This window comes from Pseudoalteromonas sp. AS71, assembly GCF_038900275.1.
In the GTDB taxonomy this organism is placed as follows: Bacteria; Pseudomonadota; Gammaproteobacteria; order Enterobacterales; family Alteromonadaceae; genus Pseudoalteromonas.
Map to the genome: position 1 here is coordinate 104,612 of NZ_JBBMQZ010000013.1, position 20,108 is coordinate 124,719.

Below are 20,108 nucleotides of genomic sequence, written 5' to 3' on the forward strand. Positions count from 1 at the left end.
TTTATAAGTTCGCTTTACTAACTAGCCAACCGGCTAGCGTTTCAAAATCATCGTTTGCGACACTATAGGGCGCGCAGTTAAGTGCTACATTTCTGTATGCGGTTGACTCTTTGATTACTTCGTCACTGTTGATAAAAAACGGAGCCATAAGCGGAAGCGTTGATTGCCATAGGGAAAACAAGTCAAACTCTAGCGTTGATGCGGAGTTATAGCGGTTAACTAAAAAATAATGCTTCCAAGTTGTATCTGAATTCTTGAGGTTTTGCAGGCGTCTATAAATTAAGCTGTGACAAATGGCGTCACAATTCACTAGTTCAATAACAATATCGTTTTTTTCTAATGGGTAGTAAGAAAGATTAATATGTGAAGGGCAATCAAAAAGTATCCAAGCTTCATCGCTATAATTTAGATTTTTGCATTTATTGACTATTTTAGTAATTTTATCGATGCTGGTGTCATCGCTATCACCAAATGGTAAAAATATAATGCCATCGTTATCTTGGTGAAAATGCGCAAGAGCATCTTCAAAACTAGCTTCATTACTCCAGCCTTTGGTGTATTTCCACGGCAAACCAAAATGTAAACCTAAGTCACTTTTTGCATCTAGGTCGATAGCAATAACATCAACGTCAGATTTTTTTAGCACGCACGCTAGGTTTGCAACCACAGAGGTACTGCCTGAACCGCCTTTGATACCTTTAATGAAAACTCTTTGCAACGGATGTTTACCTATCGTTAATTGAACTAGCTTACGTATTTAGTTCGTTGTTTATTTCTTTAAGTAATGCATACTTATTAATTGTATTATTATTTTGCTGTTTGTTTACAATTTCTATGTAGTCATCACTCTTACCACCGAAGCGCAGCGCAAGGTTTTCTATGTCACTCGATGTTAACGTTTGTGAGTTTTTAGACGTTAAGCTATTCATCATTACCTTTACAGTTACTTTAATTATTTTGATTAAAAGTGGACAATATTTGGCTATTATATATAGAATAACGGTTAAAACTAGTAAAAAAGTATTTTTTATAGGGCATTCTAAGTGCATAACTTTAACATAACGGGATTAGAGCCTGCTGCAAAAGAGTTAAAATCGGCTTCAAGTTATGCTGTTTTAGCCCCTTTAGACAATTTTGCAATCGAATTAGCGTTACATTCAATTAACCAAAGTTTGGCTAATGATATATATATAGTTTCTCAAGAGGCTGAATCATTTTTTGATTCTTCTTTTTCTGCATCGTTAAATTATGCTTATGAACATAATCGAGTACATCCTTTTTCGTTGGCCCCAGAAACACAACACTATTCAATTGAGCGAATCAATTCAGGTATTATAAAAGAGATAAGTGCTTATAAACGTCTAAACGAAGCGCTTATTTTTGTTCATTTTAATACAACACAGTTAAACAGTGCTGGCGAAAAAAGCTTAAAACTGATGATGAATGAGTACAACGATTTTGTCCGTCGTACTGGGGCTACATTACTATTTTTAATATCTGGGCCTGATATTGCTAATTACCGCTTTTTAATTAGACGATTAAATAATGTATTTGATGGACTGGTTTTTGTTGATAATGATTCTGCAATGCGAGTTCTTGAATATGATTATTGGCGCCATAGCACGGGCGTTATTGCTGGTGAACATTACCCGTTATTATTAAGTAATAATCAGTTTGTTGTTCAAAAGGGAATAATAAACGAGAGCAAAGCACCTAAAAGTTCAGACTTTTCCGATGAAGATGACGTTTGGCTCGTGAAAAGTGCTGTACCTGAAGGTACTAAATTACCAATGCACTATAAAAGTGTGAAAGATAATAATGACCTATTTAATAAAGGTCCAAAAGTAGAAGCAGCCACATTAATTTTTGCAGTTACGCGCTACACAGATTTAGCACAGTTAGGTAAGCAATGTTTTGAGCTCAGAAAAAACTGTGGGCGCTGGTTAAAACTTGTTATTCAAAATGTAGATGGTGTTATTCGCCATCAAGATGAGTGTTTATTTTTAACCTTGGGTGTAAACCTTATCTTGTATAGCTTTTCAGAGCCTTCTAGGTTGCTCTCACAAATTCAATCTATTCAAGGTTTTCAGTTTTCAAGACCTTTACCTCCCTCTGTTGAAGATGTTTTAAAATACACCGAGAACACTTTTTCGAAAGGTTACCTACCTTTCATTGAGTTTACAAAACAAGTAGAAGTTCATAGTGATTCAGCTGTCAACTTAGGCGTAAGTGGTGTGCTAGTTAAGTTAGAACTACTGCCAAGAATTGACCCAATACACCCTTTGCATTTATTTCATATTAAACGCGAAGGTGATGTATTTAGTATTGCAGATAATACAGTTTATTTATATTTGCATGCTTGTAGAGAGAATGACGTTGATAATGCGATTAAGCATTTGTTTAAATTAAAAACAAGCGATTTTTTTGTACAGCAAAATGTAATTTCTGATCATTTTTACATCCAGCAAGAATGTAAACAATTAAGGCGTTTTTATAAAGGTAAGAGTGTTGTAGATTTCTCGCAAAAACTTGCCGAGAATGATAGCTATAAATTTGCACCTGATATAGCAAACAGCGTTACTGAAAATATTAAAACACCAGAGTTTTCTAACAAAAGCCGTCCAGATGCTAAGCCTTTCATAATGAAATTAAGAGATAACTTATGAGTATGAATCAGCTTCTAATTACCGTGTTTCTTGCTATGGTGCTTGGTGCGGTGCTTTGTGTACTAGGCAAATACATTTTATCTCAAATAACAAAATATTATTATAAGCTTACTTTTAAACATGAAGTACTAGAGCCTTATACACCAAATACAGTAAAAAAGGATAAGAAGTGAAATTATCAGGTTTAGGGGTTTGGAACCTTTATTTTTTAGTTAAGTTTGCTCTGTTTTATTACGGTGCAATTGATTTTAACGTACTTACCAATGCGGCTTTTGCTGCATTGCTTGCGATTAAATTTAAAAAACCATTAATAGAAAAAGTTAAACATCTATTAGGTGGTGTATTTGCAGTTGTATTACTTTACCAAGACTCATGGTTGCCACCAATAAACAGGTTGACTAAACAAGCGGGTAACGTTCAAGATTTTAGTTTTGGTTACTTTATTGAGTTATTAAGCCGTGTTATTAATATTGATATGTTATTAGCTTTGTTCGTAATTAGTGTGTGTTTTTGGTACACATCGCAATGGATACGTTTTACAACAGTCACTATTGTTGGGCTTTTAGTTGTAGGGTGGCAAGGAGATAACTCTCAAACACAATTCGTTAATAATGTCGCTAATCCTGAGCCGGTTACACAAAATCAAAGTAATCCCCAAACACAAGTGATCACTCAGGCATCACAATCTCCTGATCAAAAACTAGCTGATTTTTATCAACAACAAAGCTTATTAATGAGTCACTTTCCAAGCCAGGTAAATGGTGAACTGTTTGATGTTATCATTTTGAACATATGCTCAATGGCTGTTGCTGATTTAAATGCCATTGGTGTAAGTGTTACTGACATGTATAAAGATTTTGATGTAGTGTTTTCAGACTTTAACTCGGCTACATCATACAGCGGGCCGGCTGCGGTAAGGTTACTGCGCGCCAGTTGTGGGCAAACTAGTCAAACAGCATTATTTAAAGAGGCACCTGAACAATGTCACTTATTTAAAAACCTAGAGAAACTAGGTTATCAAAATAACGTTGTGATGAATCACGATGGACATTTTGATGAGTTTAAAGGCTTAATAAATAAGTACGGAGGCTTAGATAGCCCACCATTTAATATTGATTCAATGCCGGTGGCGCTTCGAGGATTTGATAATAGCCCTATATACTCTGATGAAGCTGTGCTGGATGGTTGGTTAGAGCAATCTGAGGACTGTAAACCTTGTGCAATGTACTACAACACCACAAGTTTACATGACGGTAATCAGCTAGAGAATCAACCAAGGGTGAATAGTAAAGAGACATACCCAATCAGGCATAAAAACTTGTTTGCTGATATTAACCAGTTTGTAAAAAAATTAGAAAAGCGTGGACGCAACGTTATGTTAATGATAGTGCCTGAACACGGCGCTAATTTGAAAGGTGATAAGGTACAATTTGCAGGATTACGTGAAATCCCTAGTCCTGCGATTGTGTCTGTACCTGTAGCGATTAAATTTATAGGCCCAGACGTACAAAATTACTCGCAAATTGTGGTTGATGATTCAACAAGTTACTTTGCGCTTTCAGAGCTGGTAAGTAAGGCGCTGCAAACTGATGTGTTTGGTGGGAATAACAGTGTTGCTAATTTACTTGAAAACCTACCTAAAGCACCTAAAGTTGCTGAAAATGAAGGCACAATAATGATGTACGTTAATCAACGACCATTTATACAATTAGATGGTGGTGATTGGTCAGCTTATCCACAAGGTAAGTAGTCTCATAATAAGAATTAATAAACAGCACTGGTATAGTTAAATATAAATATCAGTGCTGTTTTTCTTCGTTTAATTACAATCCCACCCTTTGGCTTTAAAAGCTGTTTTGTCCAAAAATGTTTACAATAAACTACCTTCTCAAAGCGACTTAGCGTATTATTCGGCTAATATAGTTTTTCCTTCTTTGAGGATGTATGCGTCTAGATATTCACTGTGCTGATCGAATTGGTATTGCTCAAGAAATCCTTAATATATTAGTTAACTACAGCGTTGATTTAAAAGGAATTGAGGTCGATTCTGTAAATTGTCGTATGTACGTTAGTTTTCCCGAAATTGAATTTGAACAATTCCAAAAAATTATGCCATCGATACGTTTAATCGACGGTGTACATGATGTGCGTACCACTGCATTTTTACCATCTGAGCGTGAACACAACGAATTAAATACTTTACTACGTGCATTGCCTGATGGTGTTATCTCTATTGATGCCAAAGGTTGGGTACGTTTATGTAATGATGCAGCATGTAAAGACTTACAGCTAATTGAAAAAGACGTGATTGGTGCAAATATTAATAACCTGCTTAAGGGCTTTAACTTTACACGCTGGTTAGAAGGTAAAGAAGTACTCGGACAAACTACTCGCGTTGAAATTGCTGGTGAGGATTTTATTGCAGACATTTTGCCAATTGCAGTTCCTCAAGGCAGTGAAGGTGATGTACTTGCTGGTGCGGTTATTAATATTAAATCGCAAAGTCGCTTAGGGCAGCAAGTCAGTGCGTTTAGACGTTACGGGCAAGAAAGCTTTGCCACTATTCATAACTTTAGTACGGCAATGCGCCGAGTTGTGCGCGAAGCCCGAAAAATGGCGCAACTAGAAGCCCCTATTTTGATTACTGGTGAAACAGGAACAGGTAAAGAGTTATTAGCTAGAGCGTGCCATTACGCATCTAATCGTTCTGTTAAACCTTTTATTGCTCTGTCGTGTGCTTCTCTTCCTGATGATGTTGCTGAGTCTGAATTATTTGGTTATGCCGGGTACGAAGAAAATGCAGCGCCAAAGCGCGGTGTATTAGAGCAAGCCGATGGTGGAACTGTATTTTTAGATGAAGTTGGCGAAATGTCGACTCAACTACAAACTAAGTTACTGCGTTTTTTACAAGATGGTACGTTCAGAAAAGTAGGCGATGAGAACGAAGTTAAAGTAAATGTACGTATTGTTGCTGCTACTCAAAAAGACTTACCTGCAATGGTACAAGAAGGGGTTTTTAGAGAAGACTTATATTACCGTATAAACGTGCTTACTTTAGAAATAGCGCCACTAAGAGATAGAAAAGCAGATGTAGGACCACTTGCAGAGCATTTTATTCAAAAATATGCGCAACAAAATGGTCATGCAATTCCTGTTTTATCACAAGAGTGTTTGAGCTTTTTACAAGAGTATCCGTGGCCAGGAAATGTTCGCCAGCTTGAAAATGCAATTTACCGTGCAGTGTCGTTACTAGATGATAGCGAGCTTCGCGTAGAGCATTTACAGTTACCCACTTTTACTCACGATTTAGGGTATTTAGAGTCTGATTTTGAAGGTTCGTTAGATCAAGCGGTTAAACGTTTTGAAGCGACCTTACTTCGTAAACTCTACCCAGCTTATCCAAGCTCACGCCAGTTAGCTAAGCGATTGGGCCTAAGTCACACCGCTGTAGCTAACAAGTTACGTGATTACGGTATTAACCGAAAAACAGTAAAAGTGTAATTAACATAAAGACATTAAAATATGGGGACTAATTTTTAGTCCCCATATTTTTTGTAACCCCATCAATTGCAATCGTTTCAATACCTTCTTCATTAAAGTTCATTACAATACTGGCGTTATTACGAGTGAAAAAATAGCTACGGCCATTAAGTTCAATAACATAATCGCCTTTTACGGGGTCGCTAAATTGCTGCTTTTTTAAAGTGATCCTATGTTCGCCAATTTGCCATTCAAATTCTTTAATAAACCCATTATTAAATTCTTGCACCCATACTTGGCTGTCATCTTTTGAAAGCGTTATAGCAACTGAATAAGAACTAGGGATCTGCTCCATATTGTAACTTTTAGAGCCAATAATGAATTTTTCAGCTTTTTGTTGCCATTCAAAACCAAATCTAAACTCTTTAACTACACCGGTAGGGTAAGTAACAGAGCCTTTACCTGGTAATGAAAAGTCGGCAAACGCACTATAACTGGGTATTAATAAAGCTAGCGCAGTGATAATTTTTCGTTTTGATTTCATGAGTTATCTTTTTATTATAATAATGATTTAAGATTAAAGTAGAATATTCGTCTTCGCAAGAGGCTATGCTACACTCGAATAAATTTAACTGGTAAGACCTTTTTTGTGAACTTATATATTCGACTTTTATTATTGTTTTTTAAAATTAAACGTAACAAGCAATATCAAAATTTACTTGATACGGTAGATATTGATTACAAAGCTTTACCTACTGATTGTGACATTAATTTACATTTAACAAACTCACGCTACCTTGCGATGATGGACTTATCTCGTACTTGGATGACAGAACGGGTTGGCTTATTAAAGCAAATAATGAAGCGTCGTTGGTTTCCCATTGTTAACGCAACGGCCATAACTTATATCCGCGATATTAAACCCATGCAGCGATATACAATAAGCACCAAGTTAGTGGGCTGGGATCATAAATACTTTTATATTGAGCAAAAGTTTCACTCAGAACGAGGCCTACATGCTATTGCTTATGTACGCGGTGTATTTAAAAGTAAAAAGGGTATTATAAGTATTGAAGAAATGCTTGAGGTTGCTGGTTTTGATGGGCAAACACCTATATTGCCAAGTGAAGTAATGCACTGGAAAGAAATGCTAGAGCAGAAAAAGTTAAGTAACTTACCAAGGTAATTAATACTCTACAAATGAAAAAAAGGCCTTTCGGCCTTTTAACACACATTGTAATTGGGTAACTACGTACTATTTTATATATGCTTTAAAAGCTGTATCTAACACCGAACATAGCAACAACGGGGTCAAGCTCAACAGTTGATGTAAGTGCTTTTGCACCATTTGCATAAACAGTGGCATCGGTATCAATATCCATAATTGATACCATAGCGTGTAAACCCCAGTTTTTATCAATTTTATAGTTAGCACCTACCTGAGCCATAAAGCCAAACGAATCATCTAGCTTTACTTCTACATCATCTGTTCCTAGCGTCGTTTTAAGTGCTTGAGAAGGTTGCTCATCAAAAAATGCAGTGTAGTTTATGCCTACGCCTATAAAAGGTCTTAGCGCATAGCTGGTATCTAAAAAGTGATATTGCGCAACTAAAGACGGCGGAAGCTGTTTTATATCAGCAATTTTGTTGCCAGCTAAGCCTCCGGCACCATTCACATCGTGTGAAAACGGTGTTGCTGCTATCAGTTCCAACACCCATTGATCGTTAAAAGCATAATCTACTGTGATACCTAGTTGGGTATCTGAATCACCTTTAAGACCCAGTGTCGGCGCCTCATTAATTGCTGAGCTACTGTTATCTGGATTTACGTTAATAGCGCCAACATTTACGCTAAAGTTAGCGTGTGCAGCTGGAGAGATTGCTAATAAAGAGGTTAATAATGCGATGCTAATTTGGGTTTTCATGTTGTTCTCCAAGAACTACTGTTTAATTGGCGCTATTATTACCGAGCAATAAAAATGAAAACCTGTTCTAGATCAAAGTTTAAAAAATATTTTAACCTTGTGAATTGTTTTATTGATTTAGATTAATTTTAGTGTCGTTCTGTCTTTGTAACGATTGACATATATATTCCATTAACAGTCATATGAATGTATTAAGGCTGACATCGCTTAGTCATATACTCACGTTTTAATAAAGGCACATTAAATAATAAAGTGTGTTTACCATGTTTTTAGAAGCATTTGAAAAAAAATCAAAAACAACGGATATTCAAAAAGAAGTTGTAAAGCACTTACAAACACTAATTCGCTTTGAATCAGTAACCCCTAATCAAGCGGGTGCAATTGATTGGCTTGCAGATAAATTGGTGGATTTAGGTTTAAGTTGCGAGCAATTTACTATAAATGGTGTAACTAATTTAATTGCCTGCATAAAATTCAAAGAAGGCCCATGTGTTGCTTTCTCAGGGCACATTGATGTAGTACCAGCAACAAGTAACGGTTGGCTAAGTCCTCCTTTTGAAGGGCGAGTGCGAAATGATGCAATATACGGTAGAGGAGCAGCTGATATGAAAGGCGGTGTTGCTGCTATGTTGAGTGCCACAAAAAAATTAATTGATAGTAAATCAGCTAAAGCAGGGACTCTTTACTGGCTTATCACGTCAGATGAAGAGGGAGAGGCTGAATTTGGCACTCAAGAAATAGTTAATAAGCTTGCCAAGCAAGATGTTGTATTAGATGGCTGTATTGTGGGGGAGCCAACAAGTGTGGCACAAGTTGGCGATACGGTTAAGAATGGCCGTCGTGGTGCGCTTTCAGCTCGCATTTTAGTTACTGGTAAGGCAGGTCATGTAGCTTATCCTCAAAACACACTCAATGCTGCTCATATTGCTGCAAAAATAGTAAATAGCTTGAGTGATCAGATCTGGTTACTCGATGTGGCTAGCTCAAAAACCACACTGCAAGTGACTGGAATTAACATAAATAATGTGGTCGATAATTTAGTGCCAAGTCATTGTGAAATTACATTTAATGTACGTTATAGCCATGGTTACAGTAGCACAGCAGTTAAAACGCAATTAATGAAGACCCTAAACAAGTTTGCTGAGCATTTTACGATTGAGTGGGAGCGCCCATGCGAGCCTTATTACACAAGCCATAATACGGGATGGAGTTTACTTATTCATATTGAGCAAGCTATTTATAAAAACACATCAAGTCACCCATTACTAAGTACAGATGGAGGGACATCAGATGGACGATTTTTTGCCAGCCCCCATACTCAAGTGATTGAATGTGGTGTACGAAACAATACGATTCATCAAGTTAACGAACATGTATCTATTAGTGACTTACTTAAAATTGAAGCTATTTATACAACTTTACTTGAGCAAATATTTATTAATAATTAAATATAAATAGAGTACTTTATAGATATAAGGACTCACTTTTTATTGGTTATTGTAAATAACGTTTGGCTTTATTTTCTTTTACATTTTCAAGATCGACCAATACTAATCCATCAATACAATTATTGAAATCGGGATCAATACTAAAGCTTAAAAATTGCACTCCACCGGGTTTACAAAGTTCAGTGTATTGTTTAAATAAAGTAGGGACTTGAGCACCCATATTAGCTAGTACATGTTTTAGCTCTACAAAATCTTCTTTCACGTCATTGCCGCTAAAAAGAGTATTACACTGGGTTAGCTGTAGCTCGGTTAACTTAAACTCATTATTAGGCGTAGCTAATTCAATGCCACTTTTATAATAATGCTGATAATAATAAACGAGCATGGCCTTTGCTTGCTCGGGTAGAGCGTTTGATACACTTACAGCACCAAACAAGTATCTGTACTGTGGATAGTTTTTGATAAAAGCGCCAATGCCATACCATAAATAATCGAGGCTTTTACGTCCCCAATATTTAGGCTGCACAAAGCTGCGACCAAGCTCAATTCCTTGTTGTAGGTAAGGGGCCATATCGTCGGTGTAAGAAAATAAGCTATCAGTATATAAACCTTTGCGGCCGTGCTTTTGTATTATCTCTTGTGCGCAGGCTAATCGATAAGCACCTACCAGTTCTAGTTGCATGGGGTCCCACAGTACAAGGTGCTGGTAATCCATATCGTATTTATCTATATCACGACGTTTACCGCTACCTTCACCTACCGCTCTAAACGCGATTTCTCTCAGGCGCCCTAACTCTCTAAAAATAGGTGAGCTACCTACATACTGGTATAGATGAATATGCATACCGTCTTGTGTTTTACCAAGTAGCTGGCATTGCTCAATTGCTTTTTTTAGCTCCTTGCGGCACTCGGGAATAGCGATGGGTGTTTGTGTTTTTAGCGGTAGGGCTTTTTTTGTTGTAAGCCTATAAAGTTGTTTACGAATAAGGTTTACAACTTCTTTATCTTTAAGGTTTTCTATTAAGTAAGATTCAGGAGGGATAGAGGCACCAATCTCAAACTCTAAAGATTTTTGGCGTTGCTTAAACATTTCTGTTACTAAGAGCAAACTTGCCAACGGCTTATAAATCATTGATGTGCCATAAAAAAGTGGACTATTTTTGGCTTTAATATAAATAGGTAAGATAGGGCAGTTAGCTTTTTTTGCCATACGTAAAAAACCACTATTCCATTTGCAGTCTTTAATACCTGTTGGCCCTAATCGCGATACTTCTCCTGCCGGAAATATAAGTAATGCACCTTCGTCTTTTAAATGGTTTTGTATATTACTAAGCTCTTGTTTATTGCTCATGCCTGATAAGTTATCTACGGGGAGTAAAAGTGAGTGCATTGGGGTAACCGACATCAACATGCGGTTTGCCACTACTTTTAAATCTTGTCTTACAGTTGAAAGTACTTTAATAAGTGCTAGAGCATCTAATGAACCAATAGGGTGATTTGCAACGATAACAAGTTTACCCTCGTTAGGAATGTGCTCTATCTGCTTAGGTTTATAGCGGGTATCAAAATTGAGTTCATCAAGCACTTGTTCAACAAATTCTAACCCTTGTAGGTGAGGGTAGGCATCACCAAAAGCAACAAACTCCTGTTCATGCAATAAGTAGCCTAGACCTTTTTTTACTAAACCTTTTACTTTAGGAGAGTTCTCTAGTTGTGGTAAGTTTGCAGCAATTACTTTATCAACACTTATCATATTAACCTCATATTCCGTTTGGCCAATTCGCCATACATGTAAGATTAAAAAAAGGGTGTGACAGTTACTTTGCAGTAGTGTGACTTTTTAAAGTGCAAACTTATAAACAGTGTATTGTTAGGAGAATTTATGTCTGTATTAGTTGCTATTACTGGGCGTGACAACACAAAACTAATGACGAAGTTACAAGAGCGGTTACCAAATACGCTGATAGAGCAATGGCCTGATTGCAAAAACGCACATGATGTGGATTTTGTACTTGCGTGGAAAGCGCCAGAATCTATGTGGCCACAGCTACCTAACTTAAAGGCTGTGTCGTCATTTGGTGCTGGCGTAGACAGTATCGATTTAACCTTACTCGACGAAAGTGTTGAAGTAGTCCGCATTGTTGACAATCAGCTAGCTGAAGATATGGCGGAATATGTACTGACACATGTGTTAGCTCAAAAGTTACGTTTAAAAGAGTATTACATTAAACAAACACAGCAAACATGGAAGCCAAAGCGGGCACATAGTAATAAACATGTCGGCATACTTGGGTTTGGTGAATTAGGTAAAGCATGCGCGCAAAAGCTTATAAATAATGGCTTTAAGGTAAGTGCTTGGGCGCAAAGTAATAAAAGCGCAACTAATGTCGAAATTTTTTATGGCGAGGAAGGCCTTAATTGTATGCTTCCTGAGGTTGACTACCTTGTATGTTTATTACCCCTTACGCAAGCAACGACAGGCATTATTAATCACTCAATGCTCGCTAAGCTACCTTCACATGCTGTTGTTATTAATGTGGCACGTGGTGCTCATGTTGTTGAACAAGACTTACTAAGTGCATTAAATAACGATAGCTTACGCGCAGCTACACTCGACGTATTTGATCAAGAACCTTTAGCGTCGAATCACCCTTACTGGGGGAGCCCCAAAATAACGCTTACACCACATTGCGCGGCGATTTCTGATTTAAATAGTGTTATAGACCAAATAGCCGATAATATTGAACGTTTGAATAAGGGCTTAGCACTCAATAATTCAGTAGATAGAACTAAAGGTTATTAGCTGATAGCTAATTAGTTTAAAAAACAGCTTGTTAACATTTGTAATTTTCATTAGTGTAAAAGGTATTCTCACTAATAAAAATATAAAGAGGGTGTTATGAAATCGAGTCAAAGTGGCGTTAAATTAAGCCTAGTTATTGTTTCAATTATTATACTAGGTGTTTCAGCTTGGTTTAATCAGGCTAACGCTGAAGATAGTCCATCTAAAATACAAACCCAAAGTGAGTTAACAGTAGCGGACTAACTTTACTTACTATGTATTCCTCAGTTTTCGTGCTTCTTCGCATCATTTTTTTTTGCAGCCCACTAACACTACTTTCACAGTAGTGTTGGCGTGTCGTTTGAAGTTCTAATTTTCACCTTGGTTCAAAGTGCTTTTTAATATTTTTGAATTCTTAATAAAAAAGCCCAGCAATGCTGGGCTATTAAATATTCTAGGGAAAAGTTGTTAACTTTGGGTTACATTAAACTGCCCAAATGTATAAACTTTAAACAAGTAAAAAGTATTGATCAACACTAAACTCATATTTGAAATAACACTCGACGACATAAGATCTAAGCTAAATGATAAGAATAATAAACCACACGCACTAATGGCGGCAACGCGCAGCAGTGTTATCTGGTTAATAAAGAATGCACCTAAACCTAGTGCAAGTAGTGTAGTATTTAAAAGCCAATCTAGCTCGTTTAGCATGGTCGTTTCAATAGTTCAGTTGTTGAAAAAAGGAGCGCCATTATGTTGATCTTTTGCGCACCTTTCAACCAAGTAATTTTAAATTTTCAGATTAGTTTTTTTAATGCTAAAAGTAGCTACCGATTGCTGAAAATAAACCATTATCAGCAATTACTTGATACTTTTGGCAGCTCTGCGGTTTCTGCAAGTCACTGCATAAATAAAGGGACTCACGGCTAGAATCATAGGTGGGGTGCAGGTTTGAATCAATTAAAGTAGCCCCCTTGCCAAAGAATCCGGGCCAGTAAACACTCTCACTTACCATCCCTAATTTTTTATAGGTGAGTAAGGTAGGTTTTGGAAAAGCTAAAATTATTACAGCAACGACAGCGAGTGATATAAACAGTCCTTTTTTTTGCGTTGTTTTTTGGCTTGTATCATTCTTTGCACTGGAATTTAACTCTGCCGGTGAAGGGCGCTGAGTAGAACGCTGTGGTTTTCTTTTTTGCGCTGTTTTTTTTCTAGCCGGTGCTTTACCTAGCAACGATTGTTTATTTGAGGTTTTAGACATAAAGCAAATCTGGCCTTTTTTCCGTAGGTCTCTATAATTAAATGAGTAAATTTATATACTAAGCTAATTATTATGATAACTTAAAGTTAGCTTATAGCCTACGAGGAATAAAGATGAATACGCAGCTATCAATTTTAATTGTAGATGACGTTAGCACAGTGCGTAGTTTTTTGAGCCAAACGCTCATGCACTTAGGGATAGATAACGTAAAGGAAGCATCTACTGCCTCACAATGTATTAGTGAGTGCCAAGCTGCAAATTATAATATCATTTTTTTAGACATTGAATTGCCAGACGGTGATGGTAAAGATTTGATTGCACAAATCAATGAATTAAGCCCAGAGACAAATGTGGTTATGGTATCTGCACATTCAGGTATTGAGAATGTTAAGGATGCAATTGATAAAGGCGCTAAAGGGTTTGTAGTAAAGCCATTTACACCTAAAAAAATAGCGGCGATGCTTAAGAAGTTTTATCCAGATTTAGAAAATGTCTAATAAAGTAAGTACATTTAAAATTTAAACAAAAAAAAACCGGCAAAAGCCGGTTTTTTATATTCTATCAAAAACAAATTATAGAGCTTTAATCTTAGCTGCTATACGGCTCTTATGACGAGCTGCTTTGTTTTTGTGAATTAGACCCTTAGTTGCGTAACGGTCTAGGATAGGTGTAGCAACAGAAAAAGCTTGCTGTGCAGCTTCTTTATCGCCCGCTTCAATAGCAACAATTACTTTTTTGAAGTAAGTGCGCATCATTGAACGACGGCTTGCGTTGTGCTGACGGTTTTTTTCGCTTGTGATAGCGCGTTTTTTTGCAGACTTGATGTTAGCCAAGGTTTGCTCCTAACAATCTTAAAATAAAGCTTAAATTAAAGGCCGTGGAATATGCCTGTTTCTATCATGGATGTCAATTTAAATTTAACAATCCAAGAAAAACTGCACCATATAACGAGCATCAATTTGCCGCTTTAGCAGTTAATACCGACATTGTAACAAAGCACAGACCCCCAGCCTAGTGCTTTAAAGCGATTTATAAAAAAGACTGTGGCATAATCGCCTATCTTGAGGATTTTTGAGTAGGTTTAAGGTGTCAAAAGGTTTATTTCGCTCCGGTATGATTGTTAGTTGTATGACTATGATATCGCGTATTTTAGGGCTCGTTCGAGATGCGGTCGTTGCCAATTTATTAGGCGCAAGTGCGGCGGCTGATGTTTTTTTATTTGCTAACCGTATTCCTAATTTTTTACGTCGTTTATTTGCAGAAGGCGCCTTTGCACAAGCATTTGTACCCGTGCTGAGTGAAATTAAAGAGCAGCAAGGCGACGACAAGGTCAGGCTTTTTGTTGCACAAGCAGCAGGCACATTAGGAACCATTTTACTAATTGTCACTATTATAGGTGTTGTTGCTTCACCCGTTATTGCAGCATTGTTTGGCACTGGTTGGTTTATAGATTGGTGGCAGGGCGGACCTAATGCCGAAAAATTTGAGCTTGCAAGCTCATTACTTAAGTTTACATTCCCATATTTGTTTTTTGTAAGCTTAGTTGCGCTTAGTGGTGCGGTAATGAACGTGTATAACCGTTTTGCTGTTGCTGCATTTACACCAGTTCTACTCAATGTTTCTATCATCACATGTGCAATTTTTTTACATGATAAATTTAGTGTCGGGGCTTATTCTCTCGCAATTGGCGTATTTATTGGTGGCGTTGTACAGCTATTGTTTCAACTTCCATTTTTATACCGTGCAAAAATGTTGGCGCGTCCGCGCTGGGCATGGCAAGACGAAAACGTAAAAAAAGTACGTAAACTTATGCTCCCTGCTTTGTTTGGCGTATCTATTAGCCAAATTAATTTGTTGCTTGATACCATGATTGCTTCATTACTGATGACAGGCTCGATAGCATGGCTTTATTATTCAGACCGTTTAATTGAATTTCCGCTGGGCTTATTTGGTATTGGTATTGCGACAGTTATTTTACCGGCGCTCTCTAAGTTACATAGCAGTAAAAAAAGCAGTGATTTTCAACATACCCTCGACTGGGGAGTGCGTTTTGTTATATTTTTAGGCCTACCAGCAATGATAGGTCTAATGATCATCAGCCCGCTTATTATCACCGTATTGTTCGACCACGGTGCGTTTAAAGAAGACAGTGTTGATCATGTTAAAGCAGTAAGTTTAGGCGTAGTCGCGTATTCAGTAGGGCTTGTAAGCTTTATGCTGATTAAAGTACTTGCTCCTGGCTTTTATGCTCGTCAAGACACAAAAACGCCGGTGCGTATTGGTATTATCACCTTAGTACTGAATATGGTATTTAATATTATGTTGGCTCCTTTCATTGGTTATTTAGGTTTAGCACTCGCTACTTCGCTATCGGCTAGTTGTAATGCGTTTTTGCTGTATAGGCAGCTTAAAAAAGAAAATGTGTATCAGTTTTCATCAATGAGTATGCGCTTTACACTAAAATGTGTTGTTGCAAGTATTGTTATGGGAGCTGTTACATGGTTTGTGAGCAGTTACTATTACTGGGCTACATGGGCTTTTACACAGCAGGTAATATTATTAATGGTATTAGTGGCTTTGGCAGGTATTAGCTACTTTGCAATGCTATTTTTGATGGGCGTTAGACTAAATACGATAAAAAGTGTAGCAATTACTGAATCAAACTAAAAAAAAGATTATAATCGGCAGCTCTGCGGCTTTAATAAATTTTTAGCCGTAATTAATAACTCGCTAAACAAGGCATTAGGTGGCATGGAGTTAATTAGAGGTATACACAATATTCGCCCACACCACTTTGGTTGTGTGTTAACTATTGGTAATTTTGACGGCGTTCATTTAGGCCACGCAGAAGTATTAAAAGGTTTACTTAGCGATGCTAAAGCGCATAGTTTGCCTAGCACTGTAATGCTGTTTGAACCCCAGCCACAAGAGTTTTTTGCTAAAAACAATGCCCCTGCACGGTTAACGCGCTTACGAGATAAGTTACGTTTATTGAGTGATTTAGGTATTGAGCGAGTTATTTGCATTAGCTTTAATCAGCAATTTGCAAACATGCATGCTGAGCAATTCGTTAATGAGATTTTGATTAAAAAGTTAGGTGTTAAAGCACTTACTGTTGGTGATGATTTTAAGTTTGGAAAGCAACGCCAAGGTAACTTTCACTTACTTGCTAGCATGGGTAAGCAAGCGGGCATGGATGTAAAAAGCACCGCGAGCTTTCGTCAATTAAATGCTAGAGTAAGCAGCACTTTAATACGAGATGCTTTAGCATCCGGTGACTTAGCGAGTGCTAAAATAATGCTTGGTCACGATTATGCTATTTCTGGGCGTGTTATACATGGTTGGAAAAGAGGACGTGAACTCGGTTTTAGAACGGCAAATATAGCCCTAAAACGCCAAGTGTGTCCTGTCAACGGAGTGTTTGCAGTGCAAGCAACGATTGCAGGAAAACAGATTTTTGGAGTTGCAAATGTAGGCAATAAGCCGACATTTAATGGAACTCGTGCATTATTAGAAGTTCACCTTTTTGATTTTGCACAGGATATTTACGGACAATTTATGCATGTGGAGTTAATAGAAAAACTTCGCGATGAGAAAAAATTCGAGACATTAACACAATTAACGGCGCAAATAGCAACTGATGTTGCTGCCGCTAAGCAGTGTTTTGGTTTAAATCAGGTAGCCGATAGAGACGGAATGTAGGATAAATGAGCGACTATAAACATACTTTGAACTTACCGGAAACACCGTTTCCAATGCGTGGCAATTTGGCACAACGTGAACCAAAAATGCTTAAAGCATGGTATGAAGACGACCTGTACGGTCAAATTCGCAGCGCTAAGAAAGGTAAAAAGACCTTTATTTTGCATGACGGCCCTCCGTATGCAAATGGCGATATCCATTTAGGCCACTCAGTTAATAAAATATTAAAAGACATTATTGTTAAGTCTAAAACATTATCTGACTTTGATTCACCATTAGTACCAGGTTGGGATTGTCATGGTTTACCAATCGAGTTAATGGTTGAGAAAAAAGTAGGCAAGCCGGGCGTAAAAGTAACCGCAAGCGAGTTTCGTGAAAAATGCCGTGCATACGCTAAAAAACAAGTTGAAGGTCAAAAAGTTGATTTTAAACGTTTAGGCGTATTTGCAGATTGGGATAAGCCTTACTTAACAATGAACTTTGACTTTGAAGCGAATGCAATTCGTGTACTTGGTCGTATTATTGAAAAAGGTCATTTGCACAAAGGTGCTAAGCCTGTGCATTGGTGTACAGATTGTGGTTCTGCATTAGCAGAAGCTGAAGTTGAATACCAAGACAAGCAATCACCAGCGATTGATGTACGTTTTACATTTGTTGATCAAGATGCTGTTGTAAGTGCATTTGATTTGGCTGATGGTCACAAGGGTGAAGGCAGTGTTGGTACTGTTATTTGGACAACAACACCGTGGACGCTTCCAGCAAACCGCGCAGTAGCTGTGCATGCCGATTTAGAATATGCATTGGTGCAGGTTGAAGATGAAGGCGTACAACAACGTCTAATTTTAGGCTCTGAGCTTGTTAAAGATGCAATGGACCGCTTTGGTTTTAATCACTTTCATGTATTAGGTTATGTAAAAGGTGCTGCACTTGAAAACTTAACTGTAGCCCATCCTTTTTATGATTTTGATGTACCCGTGATTGTTGCAGAACACGTAACGACTGACTCAGGTACCGGTGTTGTACATACAGCACCAGGACATGGTCAAGAAGATTTCGTGGCTGGTTTAAATTACAACCTTGAAGTAGCTAACCCTGTTGGCGCTAATGGTGTTTATTTACCAGATACTGAACTTTTTGCAGGTCAGCATGTATTTAAAGCAAATGCGAGCGTAATTGAAGTATTAAAAGAGCACGGTGCATTAATGCATCATCATGCTATAACTCATAGTTACCCACATTGTTGGCGCCATAAAACACCCATTATTTTCCGTGCTACACCACAATGGTTTGTAAGTATGGATCAGGCTAACTTGCGTCAAGATTCTTTAAAAGAAATTAAAAACACGCAGTGGTTGCCAGAGTGGGGCGAAAGCCGTATTTCAAACATGGTTGAAAGCCGCCCAGATTGGTGTATATCTCGCCAACGTACTTGGGGTGTGCCAATTGCATTGTTTGCTGATAAAGATACCGGTGCACTTCATCCAAATACTCAAGAGCTAATTGAGCAAGCGGCACAGCTAGTTGAAAAATCAGGTATTCAGGCATGGTATGATTTAGAACCAGCTACATTACTTGGTGAAGAAGATGCCAAGCAATACACGAAAGTGCAAGATACGCTAGATGTATGGTTTGACTCAGGTGTTTCACACGCATGTGTTGTAGACGCACGTGAAGACTTGGTTGGTCCAGCTGATTTATACCTTGAAGGTTCTGATCAACACCGTGGTTGGTTTATGTCATCAATGATGACATCAGTGGCTATTAATGGTCATGCACCATACCGCCAAGTATTGACCCATGGTTTTACCGTTGATGAAAACGGCCGCAAAATGTCTAAGTCGCTAGGCAATGTTATTTCACCACAAAATGTGATGAATAAACTAGGCGCCGACATTCTTCGTTTATGGGTTGCTTCTACCGATTACACGGCAGAAATGACTGTGTCGGATGAAATATTTAAACGCTCTGCCGATCGCTACCGCCGTATTCGTAACACGAGCCGTTACTTACTAGCTAACCTAAATGGTTTTGATCCAAAAACAGATCAAGTGGCTATTGATGACATGGTTGAGCTTGATAAGTGGATTGTTGGTCGTGCTGCTCAGTTGCAAGACGAAATTTTAGCCGCATACGATAGCTACCAAATGCTATTAGTAACGCAAAAGCTAATGAACTTCTGTACAGGTGAGCTTGGTTCGTTCTATTTAGACGTAATTAAAGATCGTCAGTACACAGCTAAGAGTGACAGCCATGCACGTCGTTCTTGTCAAACAGCGCTTTATCATATTGCAGAAGCAATGACGCGTTGGATGGCACCTATTATGAGCTTTACCGCACAAGAAATTTGGGAAGCTTTACCGGGTGAGCGTAGTGACTACGTATTTACATCTGTTTGGTACGATGGTTTACAAGCGCCAACAAATAGCCAATTTAGTAACGATGACTGGTTAGAGATTTTAACAGTACGCGACGAAGTAAACCGCTTATTAGAAGCTGCACGTAAAGAAGAAGTCATTGGTGCAACGCTTCAAGCAACGGTTAATTTATTTACGGGTAAAGAGCTTGCCGCTAAATTAAATGCGCTTGGTGATGAACTGCGTTTTGTATTATTAACATCTGCCGTAAATGTTTCTGAAGTTGATAGTCAGCCAGCTGATACACAAGCTACCGAAACTGAAGGTTTGTTCATTAGTGTTGCTGCAACAGATGCTGCTAAATGTGAGCGTTGTTGGCATTACAGTGAAGATGTAGGTGTTAATCCTGCTCATCCTGAAATTTGTGGTCGTTGTGTAAGTAATGTTGACGGCGAAGGCGAAAAGCGTCAATTCGCTTAGGAGTTAT

General features: G+C 37.9%; 19 protein-coding genes. 11 read left to right on the forward strand and 8 right to left on the reverse strand.

Going from position 1 to position 20,108, the window contains the following annotated elements; genetic code table 11:
* Nucleotide 1: 1 nt before the first annotated feature.
* Together bcsQ and bcsR are read right to left on the reverse strand one after the other, a co-directional pair.
* A complete protein-coding gene (gene bcsQ / locus WNY98_RS11510; protein WP_342877965.1) occupies nt 2-718 on the reverse strand; it encodes a cellulose biosynthesis protein BcsQ in 717 nt (238 codons plus the stop codon).
* Nucleotides 719-749: 31 nt separating this feature from the next.
* On the reverse strand, nt 750-929 hold the full coding sequence (bcsR, locus tag WNY98_RS11515; protein ID WP_170072212.1) for a BcsR/BcsP family cellulose biosynthesis protein: 180 nt from the start codon (nt 927-929) through the stop codon (nt 750-752).
* A gap of 114 nt (nt 930-1,043) precedes the next feature.
* Here bcsR and bcsE point away from each other — a divergent pair, with 114 nt between their 5' ends.
* The 3 genes from bcsE (at nt 1,044) to tyrR (ending at nt 6,167) form a co-directional block, all read left to right on the forward strand.
* Entirely contained in the window at nt 1,044-2,666 is a 1,623-nt protein-coding gene (gene bcsE, locus WNY98_RS11520; protein WP_076925453.1) for a cellulose biosynthesis protein BcsE, read from the forward strand.
* 169 nt (nt 2,667-2,835) lie between these two features.
* Nucleotides 2,836-4,416, forward strand: a complete 1,581-nt coding sequence (gene bcsG / locus WNY98_RS11525; RefSeq protein ID WP_165744523.1) for a cellulose biosynthesis protein BcsG — start codon at nt 2,836-2,838, stop codon at nt 4,414-4,416.
* A 194-nt stretch (nt 4,417-4,610) separates the two neighbouring features.
* Nucleotides 4,611-6,167: a transcriptional regulator TyrR gene (tyrR, locus tag WNY98_RS11530; RefSeq protein WP_342877966.1), complete on the forward strand. Its 1,557-nt coding sequence runs from the start codon at nt 4,611-4,613 to the stop codon at nt 6,165-6,167.
* 28 nt (nt 6,168-6,195) lie between these two features.
* On the opposite strand, the gene WNY98_RS11535 is transcribed toward tyrR, so the two are convergent.
* Nucleotides 6,196-6,690: a hypothetical protein gene (locus tag WNY98_RS11535; protein ID WP_342877967.1), complete on the reverse strand. Its 495-nt coding sequence runs from the start codon at nt 6,688-6,690 to the stop codon at nt 6,196-6,198.
* Nucleotides 6,691-6,795: 105 nt separating this feature from the next.
* Between WNY98_RS11535 and WNY98_RS11540 the strand changes: the two genes are divergently transcribed.
* A complete protein-coding gene (locus tag WNY98_RS11540) occupies nt 6,796-7,332 on the forward strand; it encodes a thioesterase family protein (RefSeq protein ID WP_024603739.1) in 537 nt (178 codons plus the stop codon).
* Between the two features lie 85 nt (nt 7,333-7,417).
* Here the strand turns inward: WNY98_RS11540 and WNY98_RS11545 are convergent, their stop codons facing one another.
* Complete coding sequence (locus tag WNY98_RS11545) at nt 7,418-8,071, reverse strand: OmpW family outer membrane protein (protein WP_076925456.1); 654 nt, start codon at nt 8,069-8,071, stop codon at nt 7,418-7,420.
* 263 nt (nt 8,072-8,334) lie between these two features.
* On the opposite strand from WNY98_RS11545, the gene dapE reads away from it, so the two are divergent.
* On the forward strand, nt 8,335-9,519 hold the full coding sequence (dapE, locus tag WNY98_RS11550) for a succinyl-diaminopimelate desuccinylase (RefSeq protein ID WP_342877968.1): 1,185 nt from the start codon (nt 8,335-8,337) through the stop codon (nt 9,517-9,519).
* A 46-nt stretch (nt 9,520-9,565) separates the two neighbouring features.
* Here the strand turns inward: dapE and WNY98_RS11555 are convergent, their stop codons facing one another.
* Nucleotides 9,566-11,272, reverse strand: a complete 1,707-nt coding sequence (locus WNY98_RS11555) for a lysophospholipid acyltransferase family protein (protein ID WP_342875443.1) — start codon at nt 11,270-11,272, stop codon at nt 9,566-9,568.
* A 129-nt stretch (nt 11,273-11,401) separates the two neighbouring features.
* Here WNY98_RS11555 and WNY98_RS11560 point away from each other — a divergent pair, with 129 nt between their 5' ends.
* Nucleotides 11,402-12,322, forward strand: a complete 921-nt coding sequence (locus tag WNY98_RS11560; protein ID WP_076925459.1) for a glyoxylate/hydroxypyruvate reductase A — start codon at nt 11,402-11,404, stop codon at nt 12,320-12,322.
* A gap of 96 nt (nt 12,323-12,418) precedes the next feature.
* Complete coding sequence (locus WNY98_RS11565; RefSeq protein ID WP_170072080.1) at nt 12,419-12,565, forward strand: hypothetical protein; 147 nt, start codon at nt 12,419-12,421, stop codon at nt 12,563-12,565.
* Between the two features lie 204 nt (nt 12,566-12,769).
* On the opposite strand, the gene WNY98_RS11570 is transcribed toward WNY98_RS11565, so the two are convergent.
* A complete protein-coding gene (locus WNY98_RS11570) occupies nt 12,770-13,015 on the reverse strand; it encodes a hypothetical protein (protein ID WP_002958222.1) in 246 nt (81 codons plus the stop codon).
* Between the two features lie 106 nt (nt 13,016-13,121).
* On the reverse strand, nt 13,122-13,565 hold the full coding sequence (locus tag WNY98_RS11575) for a hypothetical protein (RefSeq protein ID WP_342877969.1): 444 nt from the start codon (nt 13,563-13,565) through the stop codon (nt 13,122-13,124).
* Between the two features lie 113 nt (nt 13,566-13,678).
* On the opposite strand from WNY98_RS11575, the gene WNY98_RS11580 reads away from it, so the two are divergent.
* Entirely contained in the window at nt 13,679-14,062 is a 384-nt protein-coding gene (locus WNY98_RS11580; protein ID WP_002958224.1) for a response regulator, read from the forward strand.
* Nucleotides 14,063-14,137: 75 nt separating this feature from the next.
* On the opposite strand, the gene rpsT is transcribed toward WNY98_RS11580, so the two are convergent.
* Complete coding sequence (gene rpsT, locus WNY98_RS11585) at nt 14,138-14,398, reverse strand: 30S ribosomal protein S20 (RefSeq protein ID WP_002958225.1); 261 nt, start codon at nt 14,396-14,398, stop codon at nt 14,138-14,140.
* A 253-nt stretch (nt 14,399-14,651) separates the two neighbouring features.
* Between rpsT and murJ the strand changes: the two genes are divergently transcribed.
* The 3 genes from murJ (at nt 14,652) to ileS (ending at nt 20,101) form a co-directional block, all read left to right on the forward strand.
* Nucleotides 14,652-16,232, forward strand: coding sequence for a murein biosynthesis integral membrane protein MurJ (gene murJ, locus WNY98_RS11590; protein WP_331459335.1), 1,581 nt, complete (start codon nt 14,652-14,654; stop codon nt 16,230-16,232).
* Nucleotides 16,233-16,316: 84 nt separating this feature from the next.
* On the forward strand, nt 16,317-17,267 hold the full coding sequence (gene ribF, locus WNY98_RS11595) for a bifunctional riboflavin kinase/FAD synthetase (RefSeq protein ID WP_024596625.1): 951 nt from the start codon (nt 16,317-16,319) through the stop codon (nt 17,265-17,267).
* Between the two features lie 5 nt (nt 17,268-17,272).
* The gene (gene ileS / locus WNY98_RS11600; protein ID WP_342877970.1) at nt 17,273-20,101 is read left to right on the forward strand and encodes an isoleucine--tRNA ligase; all 2,829 of its coding nucleotides are present in this window, start codon (nt 17,273-17,275) and stop codon (nt 20,099-20,101) included.
* The last annotated feature ends 7 nt before the right edge of the window (nt 20,102-20,108 follow it).